Genomic DNA, 17,442 nt, shown 5'->3' on the forward strand with positions numbered 1-17,442 from the left:
CGAACTACCTTGGCGGATCCTTAGCTCCAACGAATGACGCGACGCCCCGGATCGGGACGTCGCGTCATCGCTGAAATCGTCAGCGCCGCTCAGTAGTTATTGCAGGTGCTGAAGACTTGGGTGAGAAGGGGAATGTACTGCTGAGCCTGCGGCGAGTTCTGAACCATCTTGGCGTACTTCAAGCGCTGGTTCGGCGGCGCGGCAAGGAACATCCGCACCTGACTCTGCAGCTGCGGATTACTGTTGAATTGCGCCGCAGTTGCTGGATCCTGCGCGTTGAGCGCTGCTGCCGCTTGATCGTACGTGCAGGTGGTATTGACGAAAACATCCAGATCGGGATCCGCAGACGCGACCCCCGCCCCAGCAGTCAACGCCAGTGCCAGACCGCCAGCGGCGATAGCGGATCTGGTCAACGACAGTTTGATCATGTGTGGCTTCCTCCCATTGATTGCGCCCTGATTGCACCGACTCTAACCGTCCAGTTCACATTCTGCCCGAACTTTTCGTAGCCCCCCAAACCGCCCACCACGCCGAGGACGGGGACCACAATCGGCCGGCGGTCAGCACTTAGCAGACCTTACCAACCGAAAGTATACGTGGCGAGCGCCAACCTAGACGGTCGTCCTCGGGAAGACGTCTGTGACCGCCTCGTCGTCGCGGTAGTCGTCCTGAAGCATCAATGACCGTGTCACAGGGCGCGCTGCCCGAGACCGAAGCATGAGGCTTGCCGGGCGCGGGCGAACCACCTGCGGCCACCAGAACCAACGTCCGAGCAGCGCGGCAATAGACGGTGTCATGAACGCTCGGACCACCAAGGTGTCGAACAGCAGGCCCAGGCCGATGGTGGTACCGACCTGACCGATGATCCGCAGATCACTGACCGCCATCGAGGCCATCGTGATGGCGAACACCAGGCCTGCGTTGGTCACAACCTTGCCGGTGCCGCCCATTGCCCGAATGATGCCAGTATTGATACCGCTGGCTATTTCCTCTTTCATCCGGGATACGAGCAGCAGGTTATAGTCAGACCCCACCGCCAATAGCACGATCACCGACATCGGAAGTACCATCCAGTGCAATTGAATGCCGAGAATGTACTGCCAAATCAGCACAGACAAGCCAAACGATGCGCCGAGCGAAAGTGCCACCGTGCCCACGATCGCTAGTGCGGCAATAAAGCTACGTGTGATGATGAGCATGATGATGAAAATCAGGCAGAGCGCACCGACGCCTGCGATCCACAAGTCATATTTTGCCCCGTCGTGGAAGTCCTTGAAGGTCGATGCGGTTCCGGCGAGATAGATCTTGGAGTCCTCCAGCGGTGTCGCCTTCAGCGCCTCCTCGGCGGCCGTCCTGATCTTAGCGATACGCGCGATGCCCTCGGGCGTGGCGGGATCGCCCTTATGGGAGATGATGAATCGAGCCGCTTTCCCATCCGGGGACAGGAAGGAGCTCATCGCTCGCTGGAAGTCTTTGTTCTCGAACACCTCCGGGGGCAGCCAGAAGGTGTCGTCGTTCTTGGCCGCGTCGAACGCCTGCCCCATGGCGGTCGCGTTCTCGCTCGATTCGTCCATCGCCTTGAACAGCCCCGACATGGTGCTGTGCATCGTCAGTAGCATCGTGCGCGCGCGCTGCGCAGTCGCGATAAGTTGGGGGAAGTTTTCAAGGAGCTGCGGCAACAGCTTTTCGAGCTGTCCCAGATCCTGAACCACAATCGAAAGATTGTCGGCCGCCAGATCGACACCATCGACGCTCTCGAAGACGGTTCTGATTGCGTAGCACAACGGGATATTTGTGCAGTGCTTTTCCCAGAATAAGAAGCTCTTGATCGGCCTGAAGAAGTCCTCGAAATCCGCGATATGGTCCCGCAGCTCGCTGGTGACGGTCTCCATTTCACGTGTCACACCGATCGTGTGAAGAGTATTGTCGGTGATTTGCTTCTGCAATTCGTACAGGCGCTGCATCGTCGCGACTTGAGTGGCCAATATGTCGGCCTGCTTAAGCATGTCATCAATACGGGCCTTCATATACTGCATGACTTGCTGTCGGCTCGCGTTTTGCATGCTGATCATGAACGGGATTGACGTGTGTTCTATCGGTGCTCCCTCGGGCCGGGTTATACCCTGTACCAGCGAGACGCCGGGAACGTGGAAGATCCCCTTGGCCAATTTGTGGAGGATGAGGAAATCAGCCGGATTGCGCATGTCGTGATCTGATTCGATCATCAGAATTTCGGGCATCATGCGCGATTGGGAGAAATGGCGGTCGGCAGCCGCATACCCTTCATTGGCGGGGATATCCTGAGGTATGTAGTTCCGGTCGTTGTAGCTGGTCTTGTAACCGGGCAGGGTCAGTAGTCCGACCAGCGCGATTGCTATCGTCGCGGTGAGAATGGGCGCGGGCCAGCGGACAATCGCCGTGCCGAGTCGGCGCCATCGCCGGACACCGACTCTGCGCTTGGGGTCGAATAGTCCAAATCCACTGCCGAGCGCCAGAACCGCCGGTACCAGGGTGAGCGCGACCGCAACCGCAACCACCATGCCGATTGCACAGGGGATGCCGATTGTCTGGAAGATGGGCATTCGGGTAAAGCTCAGGCACAAGATTGCGCCGGCGATCGTTAAACCGGAGGCCAAGACAACGGGAGCTACTCCCCGATAGGTGGTGTAGTAGGCCGTTTCTGGGTCCTGACCGGACTGACGCGCCTCGTGATACCGACCGAAGAAGAATATGCCGTAGTCGGTTCCGACCGCGATACCGAGGGCCACCAGTAGGTTAATGGCAAAAGTCGAAAGAACAAGGATGTTGCTGTTGCCGAGAAATGCGACGATACCCCGAGCCGCCCCGAGTTCGATGCCGACCATGACCAGCAACAGCACCACGGTGATGGCCGAGCGGTAAACAAGAAGCAGCATCGTGAAGATGATCGCAACGGTTATTACGGTCATCTTCACAATGGATCTATTACCGCTGTGCTGCATATCGGTGACGAGCGCCGCCGGACCGGTGAGATAGGCCTTGATCCCGGCTGGCGGCGCTGTCCGGTGCAAGATATCCCGGACCGCAGCTATGGATTCTTGGCCCAGGGTTGTGCCTTGGTTTCCGGCCAGATTCAACTGCACATACGCGGCCTTGCGGTCGTCGCTTTGCGCGCCGGCCGCGGTAAGCCGATCACCCCACAAATCTTGCACGTGCTGGACGTGCGTCGGGTCGTCACGTAAGTCGCGAACCAATCCGTCGTAGTAGAGGTGGGCATCCTCGCCGAGCGGCTGCTGGCCTTCCAGCACGATCATCGCGAAACTGTCCGAATCGGATTCTTGGAAGTCCTTGCCCATCTGCTTCATGGCCTGGACCGCCGGCGCGTCCTGCGGAGCCAGCGGTACGGAGTGCTCTTCGCCCACGCGTTCCAGCGACGGAACGGCAAACGTCACAAGGAGCGTCAGCGCCACCCACCCCAGGATGACCAGCAGCGAAAACCTGCGGATGGCCCGCGGTACGAAAGGGCTCTTAGGGTGTTCGGTGCTCATGCGGCGCTCATCATCCCGGGCTCCGTCCTCACCTGGATGTCGCCACTCACTGCGGCTGTCTCAGCAAGGCACGCACCAGCGGACGGGGCCCCGACGGCCGAAGTAACGTACTGGCGGGTCGTGGACGCACTTGTTGCGGCCACCAGAACCAGCGCCCCAGCAGCGCGGCGATGGATGGCGTCATGAATGCCCGCACAATCAGTGTGTCGAACAGCAGACCCATCGCGATCGTCGTACCGAGCTGACCGATGATGACCAGATCGCTGACGATCATCGACCCCATGGTGAATGCGAACACCAGGCCCGCGTTGGTCACGACCTTGCCGGTACCGCCCATTGCGCGAATAATGCCTGTTTTTATCCCGGCGTGTATTTCCTCTTTCATCCGGGATACCAACAGCAAGTTGTAGTCGGAACCGACCGCCAAAAGGACGAGCACAGACATCGCGAGCACGGCCCAGTGGATTTGAGTGTGCAGCAAATGTTGCCAGACCAGCACGGATAGCCCGAAGGATGCGCCCAGCGAAAGCAGTACTGTGCCCACGATTACCAGTGCGGCGATAAAACTTCGCGTCATGAGCAGCATGATGATGAAAATGAGGCAGACCGCGGCGACGCCGGCAATCATGAGGTCGAACTTGGAGCCGTCCACCAGGTCCTTCGTCATCGCTGAGGTGCCGGTGAGGTAGATTTTGGCGTGTTCCAGCGGCGTTCCCTTGAGCGCTTCCTCGGCAGCGGTCTTTATCTCATCGACTCGCGCTACGCCCTGCGGCGACGCTGGATCGTCGCGTTGGGAAACGAGCAGACGAGTAGCTTTTCCGTCCGGGGAGATGAAGACGTCCATGACTCGTTTGAAGTCTTCATTCTTGAACACCTCCGGAGGGAGGTAGAACGAATCGTCGTTTTTGGATGCGTCGAACGCCTTCCCCATGGCGGTGGCGTTATCGCCCACCTCGTCCATCTGGCCGAGCATCCCGGACATGGTGCTGTGCATGGTCAGCATCATGGTCCGCATGCTCTGCATGGTCGCGATCATCGATGGGAATTGTGCGACCAGTTGCGGCATGAGCAGGTCGAGATGATCGAGGTCTTCGACCAAAAGGTCGAGCTTGTCGTTGAGCTCGTCGACGCCGTCAATGGAATCGAATACCGATCGTATCGCCCAGCAGATGGGGATGTCGTAGCAGTGCTTCTCCCAATAGAAGTAGCTGCGGATCGGTCTGATGAAATCCTCGAAGTCCGAGATGTGATCCCGGAGATCCTGCGTGATGTCCCGCATCTCATGTGTTGAGGCGACCATGTGATGCGTCGTACCGACAAGCTGCTGCATCAGGTCATACATCCGCTGCATGATGCTGATCGTTGCGGCGAGGTCATCAGCCTGCTTGAGGATGTCATGCATGCGATCTTTCTGGAAACCCATGACCGAAAGCTGACCCGCGTTTTGCATGCTGAGCATATACGGTATCGACGTGTGGTTGATCGGAGTTCCCTCGGGTCGAGTGACCGACTGAACCCTGGAAACGCCCGGCACCGCGAGGACGCCCTTCGCCAGCTTATTCAGTACGAGAGCATCGGCCGGATTGCGCAAATCGTGATCGCTCTCGACCAACAGCATCTCCGGCGCCATCATGGCCGACTCGGGGAAATGTCGCTTCGCGGCCGCGATCCCCTCCTGGCTGGGGATGTTTTTGGGGATGTAATCCATGTCGTTGTAGCTGGGGCTGTACCCCGGCAGCGTCAACAGCCCGATAAGCGCGACCGCTAACGATGCGACGAGGATGGGTCCTGGCCACCGAACAATCGCCGTGCCAATGCGTCGCCATCCATGATGGGAAAGCGGCCGCTTGGGGTCGAACACACCGAAACGACTCCCGACGTTGATGACCGCCGGAACAAGGGTGAGAGCGACCGCGACCGCGACGAGCACCCCGACCGCACACGGGACACCCAGCGCCTGGAACCAGGGCAACCGGGTAAAGCTGAGGCAGAAAAGCGCGCCGGCGATCGTCACGCCGGAGGCCAAGACAACTTTGGCGGTCCCGTGATAGGTGGTGTAGTACGCCGCTTCCCGATCTTCGCCGGCCTGACGTGCCTCTTGATATCGCCCGATGAAGAAGATCCCGTAGTCGGTTCCGGCAGCGATCCCAATGGATACCAACAGATTGACGGCGAAGGTCGTAAGGCCGACCATGCCCACGTTGCCGAGGAATGCGACGAGTCCCCGGGCCACCTGCAATTCAAGTCCGACCGTAACCAGCAAAAGAATGACGGTAAGAATTGAACGATAAACGATGAACAGCGTCCCGAAGATCACGGCCGCGCTCACCAACGTAATTAAGATGACCGTCCGGTTACCGCTATGGCCCATATCCGCAACGATCGCCGCGGGCCCGGTGACATATGCCTTGACGCCCTGCGGCGCCGGTGTGCGCGCGACGATGTTTTGGAGGGCTTCGAGTGAATTGTCGGCCAATGTCGTCGCCGGCAGACCGGCCAAGTTCACCTGCACATATGCGGCTTTGCCGTCGGAGCTTTGCGCGGCGCCCCGGGTGAGCGGGTCACCCCAGAAGTCCTGAATGTGCCGGATATGTTCCGGGTCGTCTTTCAACTGGCGAATCAAATGGTCGTAATATTTGTGGGCCTCGTCGCCGAGGGGTTCTTTCCCCTCCAACACGATCATCGCCGCACTATCGGATGTCGATTGCTTAAAGTCGTCATTCATGCGCGTCATCGCCTGAAACGACGGCGCGTCGCTGGGGTTCAGCGACACTGAATGCTCTTTTGCGACCTGTTCCAACGGGGGGAGGGCAATACCCACGATGATGGCGATACCCACCCACGCCAAAATGATGGGCACCGAAAATCGATGGATTGTGCGCGGTATGCGAGGCTGAGCGGCCGGCTCGTATCCCGTGCGCTCGGTGGTCATGCGGCCTTCAGCAGGCAGAAGGTGAATGCATTCACTTCGTGCGAAACTCTTTCGGATTTGACCTCATTGTCCACCGTGATGCGGCAGCCGATGCTGGCACCGTCACCCTGGGCCGTGACATTTCCGATTCCCGCCGCCGCGGTAATTGGGAATTCGAGTGACCACGGCAAGTGCACCCCTTCGATGCGCTGCGGGTCACCATTGGCGTCGAAGTAGCTGATTGAGGCCACCGTCCCGGGCGGCCCGAAGACCTCGTAGGTGAGTCGCTTGGGGTTGAACGGTTTAGACTCACCAGCTCTGGTGTCGGCATACGACGTACGTTTCTCAGAGCCGAAGATCCCATGCAGGCGCGAAACGGTGAACCCGCCGGCAACGATCACTGCCACAATGACCAGCGGAATCCACAGTTGTCGCAGGACCCTGAGGATCGCACGCCCTCGATTCCGGCGATTCCGTCGAGGTTGAGCCCGCGTTGGAAGTTCAGTTGAAGACTGGCGACGCCGCCCGAACCGGCCGGACCGACGGCCAGACTGTTGGCTAACGTCTGGGTGACCAGGATCGGCGACCTCCGACCATGCTTCCGCAACGGCGCGCCCACCGCGTTCGACCACTGCACCCAACCTTCCGCTGTTTAACTCCCCGCGCATGTCCGTCGGTTCGAACATGCCCTTTACACACCGGCCGTGATAGACCAGCCGACAGTACAGCGAATGCGGTGGCCATCGCAGGATAATCGCGCGGCGGTCACCTCAAACTTGCGACACTTCCCAGAACACGACCCAAACTTGACACGACCCGATCTCGGTGAGTAAACCATGCCGGTAGCCTCCATATCGGCTGTTGCTCAATCGATATCGGATCGTAATGCATGCCGTGTGCGTAACGGCACGGTACAGAGGCTCCCCTCCACGCCGCAAATCACGTCACGTGCGTTACCGGCCGTGCAGCACCCAGGCAATCGCGTGCGAACGTAAAGATAGAGGTCCCGAGCCCGTCGCAGTGTGCCGCGCACCGGTTGCTAATCTGTGCCGGGAGTCCCGCCCGTAAGTCACATCAGGGACTTCGTCGAAATCCCGGACGGACCTGTCGGCCACCACTATGGTCTGGAACCGGTACCACTCGTATGACTAAGAGGTATGGAGATTCGGTGAGCGTCAATCCGTTCGACGACGAAAACGGCAGCTTTTTCGTCTTGGTCAACGACGAGGAGCAACACAGCCTGTGGCCAACCTTCGCCGACGTTCCAGCTGGCTGGCGGGTGGTTTACGGCGAAGCGGACCGCGCTGCGTGCCTGGAGTACATCGAACAGAACTGGCCTGACATCCGGCCGAAGAGTCTGCGTGACAGGCTGGCGGCGGCCCAGGATTCTGATAACTAAGGCCGTTTCCGCAGTCGTCTAGGCCTTGGATAGGGCTATCGGCAACGCGTTAGTCGATCTCGCCGGTCAGGTCGAACTCAGCCAGCGTGCGCGCAGCTAGTTCACGCAAAGCGGGCTTGGTGTTCTCGGCACCCGGTTGGTAGGCGACGACCGTCATGCCCAGCTTGCCGCTGATGCGCCACGACTGCACCCTCATTTGGCCGCCCATGCGCTCAAGCCGCTGTCGCGTTACGTGTTGCCAAACCCCTCGTGCGGTGCCGTACTCGGCATCGGTGCCATCGGGGCGCAGCATCGAGCCGAGGTCGCCGAGATAAGAAGACAACAACGGGAGATCAGGGTCGGCGGGCGCCGCGTCGGCCATCCGTTTCAACGCCCGCTTGGGCATCAACGCCATCAGCCAGAGCAGCTGCGACGACTCATCTGGAGTCTCCCTTGAAGTCTCCAGCGCGTGCTTGACGGCAGCGCGGATGTCATGCAGATCCGTCGTTACCGGCGTCGGGTCGACGCTGACGCGGGCAAGCGATACCGCGTTGGCACGCTGATCGCCCTCGGTGCGGTCGCTCGCCGGGAGTAGCAACGTGACGGCGCCGTCACTGGCACGTCGGCGCCCCAGTCGCTCGGCGAGTTTGACAGCCAACGCGGCGGCAAGCGCATTACTAGTTCCGCCAAGGGCCTTCGCGCGTGCATCCCAATCGTTGAGGTCGACGTAGATCGTGATACCCGGCACGCGGACAATGTCATCGCCGTTCTCGATCGGCAGGGCAGCCGGTCGCGATCCCGGTGGTTGGGCACTGTCGCGCCGGCGGCGGGCTTGTTCTCGAGCCGTTTTCGCCGCAACGACAACGGCTCGGGCAATCTCAGGTGCGTCCTGCGCTGTTTGGCGAGCATCCTGTGCCACCGCACGTCGTCGAGTACGCGAACGCGGTGGTGGGTAGCCAAGGTCGCGCTTGTTGCCCAAGACCGCATCCAATACGGCGACGCCGAGGCCGAGGCCGTCGACCAGGTAGTGAGAAACCACCAGGCTGACGGCGGTCGAGCCATCCGTAAGCGGAAGGACGCCCAGATGCCAGCCCGGCCCCAATTCCGGGTCCGCAGACATGTGCGCGCGGTCATCTGCCCAGTCACTGAGTTCAGCGCGTGGACGCGCGCAGTCGGCGATATCGATGTCCGACGGCCCCCGGTGTGCGACCCACCGATGCCGCGCGAACGGCAGGGGCGAACGTTCGATGCGCCGTCCGAGCAACCCGTAACCGAGATTGTGGTGAAAACGCCGCAGGCCATCCAGGTCGACAGGGTGCTCATAAACCCACAAGCCCTGGATGACTAACTCCTGACCGGCGGCGCGCTGCCCCGCGAACAAGCCGTGGTCCATGAACGCGAGCCGATTGTCTGGCGATGCATCACTATTGGATTCGCGATTGTCAAACGAGGCGCGTGCAGAACGTTTCCGGAGTGGCACTGGTCAGCCTCCGATGACATGGGATTCGCTCGTGATTCCCCGTGTGGCGTACACCTGGTCACGGCGGGTCACGCTGCGCGGAACGGCATGCGCCTTGCTGGGATCGGCCCAATTCATCAGCTGAGACTAGCCGATGTGGTACTCCAGCTAGGCTGAGATGTCGCGGAGAGTCAGGCCATGGTCGACGACGCCGGAGGCCGAGACTCAGTTCGGTGTCGAATCGCCTCGGGTAACCCGCAGCAATGAAATCGATGTCACCGTCCAGATTTTCGGTGAGTAGATGTAGATAGCCTTGCCCGGCAGCAACTCCCGGCCGATCCACCCGGATCCGCAGCTCCTATCGGCCAGAGTCGTAACACGGGTTGTCTCGATGACCGCGTTGACAGCGCGGGGTTGGCACGCCGTCCGCGGACCTTGTGGGACGACTTGGCGGTCGATGGCGAATAGCGCTGGGGGCGTCGTCTAGTCTCTTGCCATGAGCCAGAGCCCACGCACAACCGCGAAGTCCTTCGAACAGGTGTATCGAGCGCACTGGGCCGACCTGTCGCCGGAGGATCTTATGGCGGAGCACCGCTGCCTCACGCCGCATGCGGCATTGGGCGCGGAGTTGTGCTCGTGACGGGCGCCGACGCGCCGCGCGGGACTGCAGGCCGCCCAGTCGTTCTGTTCGTGTTGGGCATGGGCCGGTCCGGAACGTCGGCGATCGCGCGCGTTCTCTCGCTGTGCGGGGGTGAGCTCCCGGCCGGGGTGTTGGGTGCCGACGCAATCAATCCGGCGGGCTATTGGGAGCCGCGCGCAGCCCTGCATCTCAACGACAAAATCTTGCACCGCAACGCCAGCGCCTGGTACGACCCGGCCATGCACCTACAGGACGAAGGTGCGTTCGATGCGGAAGAGTACGCCCGTTGCGTCGCCGAGATTGGGGAGTTTTTCACCACACTGCCGGACGTGCCGCTCGTGGTCCTCAAGGAACCTCGGATAACGCTACTGTCCGGCATGTGGTTTGAGGCGGCCCGCCTGGCCGGATTCGACATCGCCGCTTTGGTTGCGTTGCGTCACCCGCAAGAGGTCATTGCGTCGATCGCGGCGGCTATTCGAACCCCGGCGGAGCTCGCGAGTGCCGTGTGGCTGAAATACAATTTGCTGGCCGAGAGAGAAACCCGTGGCCTTCCGCGCGTGTTCGTAGAGTACGCCAACCTTCTCGACGACTGGCGCCGGGAAGTAACGCGGATTTCCGCGGCGCTTGCGATCGATCTCAGCCTCCCGGATGCTGGCGCAGTCGACGAGTTTCTCAAACCGGATCTTCGGCGCCAACAACACGACGGTCCGGTGACCGAAGTTCTTGGCACAGACTGGATTTCCACGGTCTACGAAGCGCTGCGTGAAGCCGCGCGGGATGAGCCCCTGGATGGGTCTGCCCTGGAGCGTGTTTACGGTGCGTATCGATTGAACGAGCACAAGTTCCGAGGGGTGTTCGAGGATTTCCGCGGCCGCGACAACAGCAGGTTCCTTGGACCGTCCATCCAGAAGCTGATCCGCTCCGCCCGCGCGATAGCTCACCGCCGCAGCGGGACTTGGGCCTAATCGCTGAGGCTTACACCGTCTCGAACCGCGTGCAGCCCTGAAGGAGCCGCCGCACAAGCAGCCCGGCTCTCAGCCACTAGGTCAGCGGACGCCGATGCCCAAGCTCTGGGTTACCAGCGCGACGCCAACCACTGCAAAGATGCCTAGCAGGATCTGCTGACGGTGGGCCAGCGCCCATTCGTGTACCGGTCGCAGTACTGCTTGGGTTTTGACTGGCGTGATCAGGTAGCTGATGAGCGTGATCTCGATCACCCCAAGCATCGCGATGACGAACCCGATGACCGCTACGACCTGCGCGCCGAGCGGAACCCCCGAGGTCACGATCGTAGTGTCGATAAATATCACCAGGTAGGGCCCCGGCAACAGCGCCATGCCGAGTACGAATGCGACCCATAAGGATCCACTGTCCCACGCGCTTTGGAGGCGGGCCAGCAGCCGTCGGATTGGCGAGGCGCCCTCCGTCGTTGCATCACCCGCGCGGCCAAACGGCGACGAAGGCGAGGTTGGGTCCGGCGTATCCGAATCCAACACCAGGGTCGAGCTGTTTCTGCTCCGTGCCGGCACCTGCGCTCGTCGACGCGCGAAGAAGCGCACTGCCAATACCGCGGCGATCGCCAGCACGAGCACACCCATGCCGAATTGGATGTGCCGGACCGTGGAACTCGCGGCCGTGGTCGGGGTGGCCAAATCATGCGAAAAAGAGGTGAACGTCGGTGTTGAGTGCAGCACCAATAGCGGAGCCAGCAGGATGGGAACGTTCATTACCACGCAGCCCGCCCAGTAGGCGAGCAGGTTTTGCACCGGCCGTGACCGGGAGATCAAGAGGAGGATGAGGCCGAGAAGCGCCGGATTGAACGCCATCAGCAGCGCCACCCCAAGCAGTGAGCCCCACATGGCCGGAGACACTACCTTGTCGGTTTGTGCGGTTCTTGTGTGTTCGCTCTTTTTGACGGTCCCCCGGTTGGCCTGGACAGCCGGCGCAAGATTCTGTTGCGAAAGTGAGAGCAGGGCCCACGCACCGTACGACCAGTGGCTCGGGCCAAGTGTTAGCATCCCGTCCGTGTTTGGACGCGACGGTCGGGTACGGATCGGCATTGTGGGCGCAGCTCGCTTCGCACCGCTGACCCTCATCAACCCCGCCCGGGAAAACGCCGATGTTGTGGTGTCGGCGGTGGCGGCACGCGATGGATCCCATTTGGCCGATGCTCAAGCCTTCGCCGCTGAGCACGGTATCGCCCGGGTGCACGCCAGCTACGAGGCTCTGGTGGCCGATCCAGACCTGGACGCTGTCTACATCCCGCTGCCGAACGGCCTGCACGGCAGGTGGACTCGGGCAGCGCTTGTTGCGGGCAAGCACGTGCTGTGTGAGAAGCCGTTTACTGCCAATGCCGCCGAGGCTCGTGAGATCGCCGAATTGGCCGCGAAGTCGGACCGAGTTGTGGTAGAGGCACTGCATTACCGCTACCACCCGTTGACTGTGCGTGTCGAGGAGATCATCGCTTCGGGAGAGCTGGGCACACTGGAGCGGGTGGATGTCTCCATGTGCGTTTTGCTGCGCAAGTCCAACAACGTCAACCTCTATAACTACTCTCTTGCCGGCGGGGCGATGATGGACGCCGGAAGCTATGCAGTTGACATGGTCCGCGCGTATGGCGGCTCGACCCCGGAAGTCGTTTCAGCCCAAGCGAAATTACACGGTCCTGCGGTGGACCGGGCCATGACGGCCGAGTTGCGGTTTGCCGGTGGGCACACCGGTCGGCTCCGCTGCGCAGTGTGGTCGTCGAATCTGGTGCGGGTGAGCGCCAAAGTGGTTGGCGACCGCGGTGAGTTGCGTGTGATCAATCCGGCTGTACCGCAGGTTCTCCGTCGGCTCACAGTCCGCACAGCCGACGGCAAGCGGGTGGAGCGCTTTTCGAAGCGCGCCTCCTACGCGTATCAGCTTGATGCTTTCGCTGCGTCGGTGCTGCGCGGCGAACCGGTGAAGACGACGCCAGAAGACGCGGTCGAGAACATGACCGTCATCGATGCGATCTATCGCGCTGCGGGCCTGCCGTTGCGCGAGCCGGCCTGAACGCTGATCCCTTAGCTCAGTTGGCAGTTTCGGGTCACAGTTCTTGTGGTCTGCGGCGAAAAACCGTCGACCGCCGGCAGGCAAAGCGGTTCGACCCGAATTGCCTGCTAGCATCGGGTCCGTGCCTGAACGCGGGGCCTCGGTGCGAATCGGGATTTTGGGCGCAGCCCGCATAGCACCGTTGGCGCTCATCAACCCGGCCCGGGAAAGCGCCGAGGTGGTGGTGTCCGCGGTTGCCGCACGTGATGCGTCTCGTGGTCAAGCCTTTGCCGCCAAACATGGCATCGCCCGGGTGCATGACAGCTACGAGGCGCTGGTCACCGATCCGGCTCTGGACGGTGTCTACATCCCGCTGCCGAACGGCCTGCACGGCAGGTGGACTCGGGCTGCGCTTGTTGCGGGCAAGCACGTGCTGTGTGAGAAGCCGTTTACTGCCAATGCCGCCGAAGCTACTGAGATCGCCGAACTGGCCGCGAAGTCGGGCCGGGTTGTTATGGAGGCATTCCATTACCGCTACCACCCGTTGACTTTGCGTGCGGAGGAGATCGTCGCCTCTGGCGAGTTGGGCACACTGGAGCGGGTAGAGGCGGCCTTGTGCTTTCCGTTGCCGAGATTCGCTGACATTCGCTACAACTACTCCCTTGCCGGTGGGGCGATGATGGATGCCGGAAGCTATGCAGTTCACATGACCCGCACGTTTAGCGGCTCGACCCCGGAAGTCGTTTCAGCACAGGCGAAATTGCGCGGCTCTGAGGTGGACCGGGCTATGAAGGCCGAGCTGCGGTTCGCGAGCGGACACACCGGCCGGGTTCGCTGCTCGATGTGGTCGTCGGATCTGCTGCGGGTGAGCGCCAAGGTCATTGGCGACCGCGGCGAGCTGCGTGTGCTCAATCCGGTGTTACCGCACGTTTTCCATCGGCTGTCGGTCCGTTCAGCCGATGGCAAGCGGGTGGAGCGCTTCCCGCGGCGCGCTTCCTACGCGTATCAGCTTGACGCGTTCGCCGCGGCGGTGCTGCGCGGCGAACCGGTGAAGACGACACCAGAAGACGCGGTCGAGAACATGACCGTCATCGACGCGATTTATCGCGCTGCCGGACTGCCGCTGCGCAAGCCAGCCTGAACGCTGATCCGTTGGCTCAGTTGGCAGTTCGGGCAATCAGCTGGTGAAATGCACCTGGTTCACGTGCTCGGCCACCCGCAAGGCGTTGGCCGCGACCGTCAAACTGGGATTCAAACCAGTGCTCGAAGGAAAGAACGAGGTGTCCACCACATAGAGGTTGTCCATCTCGTGCGCCCGGTTGTGTGGGTCAAGCACGCTGGTTTTGGGGTCGATACCGAAGCGGCACGTGCCGCAGACATGGCCCACGGAAGCATTGTTTTCGCCATCCCGCAACGTGACTTTGCGAAACGGCTGGAGCACCTCTTTCAACTGCCGCATAAACACTTTGCGGCGCTCGATCTCACTGGCGTGCAGACGATACTGAAGCCGCAGCCGCTGGCGGCCATTCAAGCTGGGCCGGTCGGATGGCAGGACGCAGTTGTCCAGATAGGGCAGATCTTCGGTGATCGATGCCAATACCAGGCCGCCGTTGAAGAACCGCTCATAGCCCCAGCGAACCGCTGGACTCATCATGCGCAACGCCTTCGCCCGCCATCCCGGGCCGGTGCTCAACACCTCGATGGGCAGCATCGAGCCAAATGACTGCACGGTGCCGTATTTCTCGCCCTCCCAAAAGTAGAAATCGTTCAGCCCGATCTCCTTATTTTGGGCCGTGATGTTGCAATCGGGTTGGGGCCAGATTTCGATCAAATCGATTAGATGGCGCATCAGGTTGCGCCCCACCAAGTCTGAGCCATTGGCCAATCCGCGTGGCCAATCACCCGACCGTGAATTGAGCAACAGCAGCGGGGTGGCCAGTGCACCGGCGGCCAGTATCACCACCTTGCCGTTCAGGGCCAACGTGCCGGACGCACTCTCGCAAATCACCTGGCGGACCTGCCTGCCGTCTGCTTCCAGGCGCACGGCCCGGCATTCGGCCAACAGGTGCGCGCCGTGCTCGGCAATGGCCGGTAGCAAGCAATTGCGAGCGGCGTCGTTTTTGCAGGACTGGTGGCACAGATAGCCCTGACAGGTGGAACAACCATCGGTGTAATCACAGGCCATCGGCAGGTGGTAGGGATGCAGTCCGCGGCCGGTCAGATAGTCGACTAGCGGTTCGTTGTCGGCCGAAAACGGCGGCGCCGCGGGCAGGCCGACCTCCGCTGCCTCCGGCCGTAGGGGATCGGGTTGGCCGCGAACTCCCAGCTGCTTCTCCGCTGCTGCGTACCAGGGCCGCAGCTGGTCGTAGCTGATCGGCCAGGCATCTGGCACGGTTGAACCGCCCGGGTCGCGGAAATTTTGACGCGGAGTGAAATCGCGCACGAAAAAGCGCTCGCAGACCATGCCATAGAGGCCCGACGACCCTCCCGTCCCGCTGCCGAGGAACGGCACGAACCGCCGCGAGAAGCGCCCACTGATGTCTTCGACCTCGTCGATTGAACGTCCGGCCCGGGACAGGGCGTCGTAGTAGGCCTCGGCGGAACGGCCCGCCAGCGGCTCGGCCAATTCCGGCATCGAAGCGCGGATAATCCCGGGAACGCCCGGCAGAGTTGAGCGGCCCTTCTCGACGAACAGCACCCTGCGGCCTGACCGGGACAGCGAATAGCCCAGCATCCCGCCCCCCATGCCGGTGCCCACCACAATCGCGTCCCACTCAACGCGTTCCGCCTCACGCGCGGTCAGGTCGCCGTCAACCAAAAAGGAGCTCCTCAGGGGCGATGGCCAAGCTTTGCCCAGTGTGGGCGAATCACGAACCTACCACCCACTGCCACAGGCAGACCGAGCTTCCCCTTGCCGCATGTGAAAGAAACCCGAACATGACCGATACCCTTGAGAATGCCTACGGGCACTGGAAGTGAAAGGCCCGAACCACATTGAAATTCGTGCTGGCAAGCTTTGGAACTCGCGGCGATGTCGAACCTTGCGTCACGGTAGGCCGTGAGTTGCTGCGCAGGGGGCACGACGTGCTCATGGCCGTCCCGCCCGATCTGGTTGGCTTCGCCGAATCGGCTGGGCTTGCGGCGGTTGCCACCGGTCCGGATGTGCATAGCATTTTGGACGACCATCGCAAGTTCTGGACGCAATTCTTCAGCAAGCCCTGGAGAATCCATGAGCTGATCAGGTTGCGGCGCGAAGTTTGGGAGCCCGTTACCCGGTACTGGACGGAGATCAGCACCACGCTGAAGTCGTTGGCGGACGGGGCCGATCTGCTAATCACCAGTCTGAATTTCGAGGGCGCCGCTGCCAACGTCGCCGAGTATTACGACATTCCGTTGGCCACGCTGCATTATTTTCCCGTGCGGCCCAGCAGCCGGCTCCTGCCATTCCTGCCGGCGTCGTTGGGTCGCTCTGTAATGACGACGTTCGACTGGCTGGGTTGGCGCGTGGAGAAGAAGTTCGAGGATGTGCAGCGCCGCGAATTGGGGCTACCAAAGGCAACTCGCCCTTGGACGCGACGGATCGCCGAACGTGGATCGTTGGAAATCCAAGCTTACGACGAGGTGTGCTTCCCCGGGCTAGCAGCCGAATGGGCGAAATTCGATGAGCGACGTCCTTTTATCGGGGCGCTGACGATGGAGTTGCCAACCGATGCCGATGAGGAGGTCACCTCGTGGATTGCCGCGGGATCACCGCCGATTTTCTTCGGCTTTGGCAGCATTCCTGTCGAATCACCCGCCGACACGGTCGCGATGATCAGCGCGGCGTGCACGCAGTTGGGCGAGCGGGCGTTGGTTTGCTCTGCCGGGACCGACTTCAGTGGCGTTCCCCATTTCGAGCACGTCAAGATGGTGGGCACGGTGAACTATGCGGCTATCTTTCCGGCTTGCCGCGTGGTCGTCCACCACGGTGGCACGGGCACCACGGCGATAGGCCTGCGCGCCGGGGTCCCTACGTTGATCCTGTCGACGGACCTCGATCAAACGCTCTGGGGGTCTCGGGTCAAACGGCTGAACGTGGGTGTCGCCCGGCGTCTTTCGAGCACTAACCAGGAATCACTGATCGCGGACTTGCGCACCGTCCTCGCCCCGGACTATGCCACCCGGGCTCGCGAGATCGCCACCCAGATGAGTAAAGCCGCCGAAAGCGTTGCGGCCGCCGCTGATCTTGTGGAACGTGCCGCCCGTTTGCGGCATGTGGGCTGATCGGAGAAAGTGGGCTGCCGCATTGATTTGGTGACGGCCCGTGTCAGAGCGGCTGGAACGCGAATTCGTTTAATTTGGCCCAAAATGCTTGCTGACAAGTACCAGCAATCACTCTAATAACGCGTTGCCATTTCGGCGCTATTTCAGGGTGGAACCGGCCTGCCGGCACACGGCACGAAGTAGGGTACGAAAGTGGACAACGTACTCGATCTGGTTGACCAGGCCGCGTTCGATCTCGGGCGGGCAACT

At 61.4% G+C, this 17,442-nt stretch carries 13 protein-coding genes; 6 read left to right on the forward strand and 7 right to left on the reverse strand.

Annotated elements, in window-relative coordinates:
• Positions 1-89: 89 nt before the first annotated feature.
• From AC5Y49_RS20620 to AC5Y49_RS20635, 4 genes are all read right to left on the reverse strand, one after another.
• Entirely contained in the window at positions 90-425 is a 336-nt protein-coding gene (locus AC5Y49_RS20620; protein WP_499890562.1) for a hemophore-related protein, read from the reverse strand.
• Between the two features lie 186 nt (positions 426-611).
• Positions 612-3,527, reverse strand: a complete 2,916-nt coding sequence (locus AC5Y49_RS20625) for an MMPL/RND family transporter (RefSeq protein WP_499890519.1) — start codon at positions 3,525-3,527, stop codon at positions 612-614.
• A 46-nt stretch (positions 3,528-3,573) separates the two neighbouring features.
• Positions 3,574-6,459: an MMPL/RND family transporter gene (locus AC5Y49_RS20630; RefSeq protein ID WP_499890520.1), complete on the reverse strand. Its 2,886-nt coding sequence runs from the start codon at positions 6,457-6,459 to the stop codon at positions 3,574-3,576.
• Complete coding sequence (locus tag AC5Y49_RS20635; protein ID WP_499890566.1) at positions 6,456-6,875, reverse strand: MmpS family transport accessory protein; 420 nt, start codon at positions 6,873-6,875, stop codon at positions 6,456-6,458. Before AC5Y49_RS20635 ends, AC5Y49_RS20630 begins: the two co-directional genes overlap by 4 nt.
• A gap of 731 nt (positions 6,876-7,606) precedes the next feature.
• Here AC5Y49_RS20635 and AC5Y49_RS20640 point away from each other — a divergent pair.
• Positions 7,607-7,837, forward strand: coding sequence for an MbtH family protein (locus AC5Y49_RS20640; RefSeq protein ID WP_499890522.1), 231 nt, complete (start codon positions 7,607-7,609; stop codon positions 7,835-7,837).
• Between the two features lie 49 nt (positions 7,838-7,886).
• On the opposite strand, the gene AC5Y49_RS20645 is transcribed toward AC5Y49_RS20640, so the two are convergent.
• Positions 7,887-9,209: a hypothetical protein gene (locus AC5Y49_RS20645; protein ID WP_499890524.1), complete on the reverse strand. Its 1,323-nt coding sequence runs from the start codon at positions 9,207-9,209 to the stop codon at positions 7,887-7,889.
• A gap of 562 nt (positions 9,210-9,771) precedes the next feature.
• On the opposite strand from AC5Y49_RS20645, the gene AC5Y49_RS20650 reads away from it, so the two are divergent.
• Together AC5Y49_RS20650 and AC5Y49_RS20655 are read left to right on the forward strand one after the other, a co-directional pair.
• The gene (locus AC5Y49_RS20650) at positions 9,772-9,915 is read left to right on the forward strand and encodes a hypothetical protein (protein ID WP_499890526.1); all 144 of its coding nucleotides are present in this window, start codon (positions 9,772-9,774) and stop codon (positions 9,913-9,915) included.
• Positions 9,916-9,974: 59 nt separating this feature from the next.
• Positions 9,975-10,880, forward strand: a complete 906-nt coding sequence (locus AC5Y49_RS20655) for a sulfotransferase family protein (protein ID WP_499890569.1) — start codon at positions 9,975-9,977, stop codon at positions 10,878-10,880.
• Between the two features lie 81 nt (positions 10,881-10,961).
• Here AC5Y49_RS20655 and AC5Y49_RS20660 read toward each other — a convergent pair whose 3' ends face one another.
• Positions 10,962-11,774, reverse strand: coding sequence for a GAP family protein (locus AC5Y49_RS20660; protein ID WP_499890528.1), 813 nt, complete (start codon positions 11,772-11,774; stop codon positions 10,962-10,964).
• A gap of 157 nt (positions 11,775-11,931) precedes the next feature.
• Between AC5Y49_RS20660 and AC5Y49_RS20665 the strand changes: the two genes are divergently transcribed.
• The gene (locus AC5Y49_RS20665; RefSeq protein ID WP_499890570.1) at positions 11,932-12,951 is read left to right on the forward strand and encodes a Gfo/Idh/MocA family protein; all 1,020 of its coding nucleotides are present in this window, start codon (positions 11,932-11,934) and stop codon (positions 12,949-12,951) included.
• 112 nt (positions 12,952-13,063) lie between these two features.
• Positions 13,064-14,071 (forward strand): Gfo/Idh/MocA family protein, encoded by a 1,008-nt coding sequence (locus AC5Y49_RS20670; RefSeq protein ID WP_499890574.1) that lies wholly within the window; start codon positions 13,064-13,066, stop codon positions 14,069-14,071.
• A 36-nt stretch (positions 14,072-14,107) separates the two neighbouring features.
• On the opposite strand, the gene AC5Y49_RS20675 is transcribed toward AC5Y49_RS20670, so the two are convergent.
• Complete coding sequence (locus AC5Y49_RS20675; protein ID WP_499890530.1) at positions 14,108-15,748, reverse strand: GMC oxidoreductase; 1,641 nt, start codon at positions 15,746-15,748, stop codon at positions 14,108-14,110.
• A 176-nt stretch (positions 15,749-15,924) separates the two neighbouring features.
• On the opposite strand from AC5Y49_RS20675, the gene AC5Y49_RS20680 reads away from it, so the two are divergent.
• Entirely contained in the window at positions 15,925-17,193 is a 1,269-nt protein-coding gene (locus AC5Y49_RS20680) for a glycosyltransferase (protein ID WP_499890533.1), read from the forward strand.
• The last annotated feature ends 249 nt before the right edge of the window (positions 17,194-17,442 follow it).

The sequence above is a fragment of the Mycobacterium sp. NGS62 genome (assembly GCF_059812285.1).

Bases quoted from the DNA above. Each gene is read 5' to 3' on its own strand.
- AC5Y49_RS20625 (WP_499890519.1), bottom strand. From the start codon at position 3,527: ATGAGCACCGAACACCCTAAGAGCCCTTTCGTACCGCGGGCCATCCGC.
- AC5Y49_RS20630 (WP_499890520.1), bottom strand. From the start codon at position 6,459: ATGACCACCGAGCGCACGGGATACGAGCCGGCCGCTCAGCCTCGCATA.
- AC5Y49_RS20645 (WP_499890524.1), bottom strand. From the start codon at position 9,209: ATGGACCACGGCTTGTTCGCGGGGCAGCGCGCCGCCGGTCAGGAGTTA.
- AC5Y49_RS20650 (WP_499890526.1), top strand. From the start codon at position 9,772: ATGAGCCAGAGCCCACGCACAACCGCGAAGTCCTTCGAACAGGTGTAT.
- AC5Y49_RS20655 (WP_499890569.1), top strand. From the start codon at position 9,975: ATGGGCCGGTCCGGAACGTCGGCGATCGCGCGCGTTCTCTCGCTGTGC.
- AC5Y49_RS20660 (WP_499890528.1), bottom strand. From the start codon at position 11,774: ATGTGGGGCTCACTGCTTGGGGTGGCGCTGCTGATGGCGTTCAATCCG.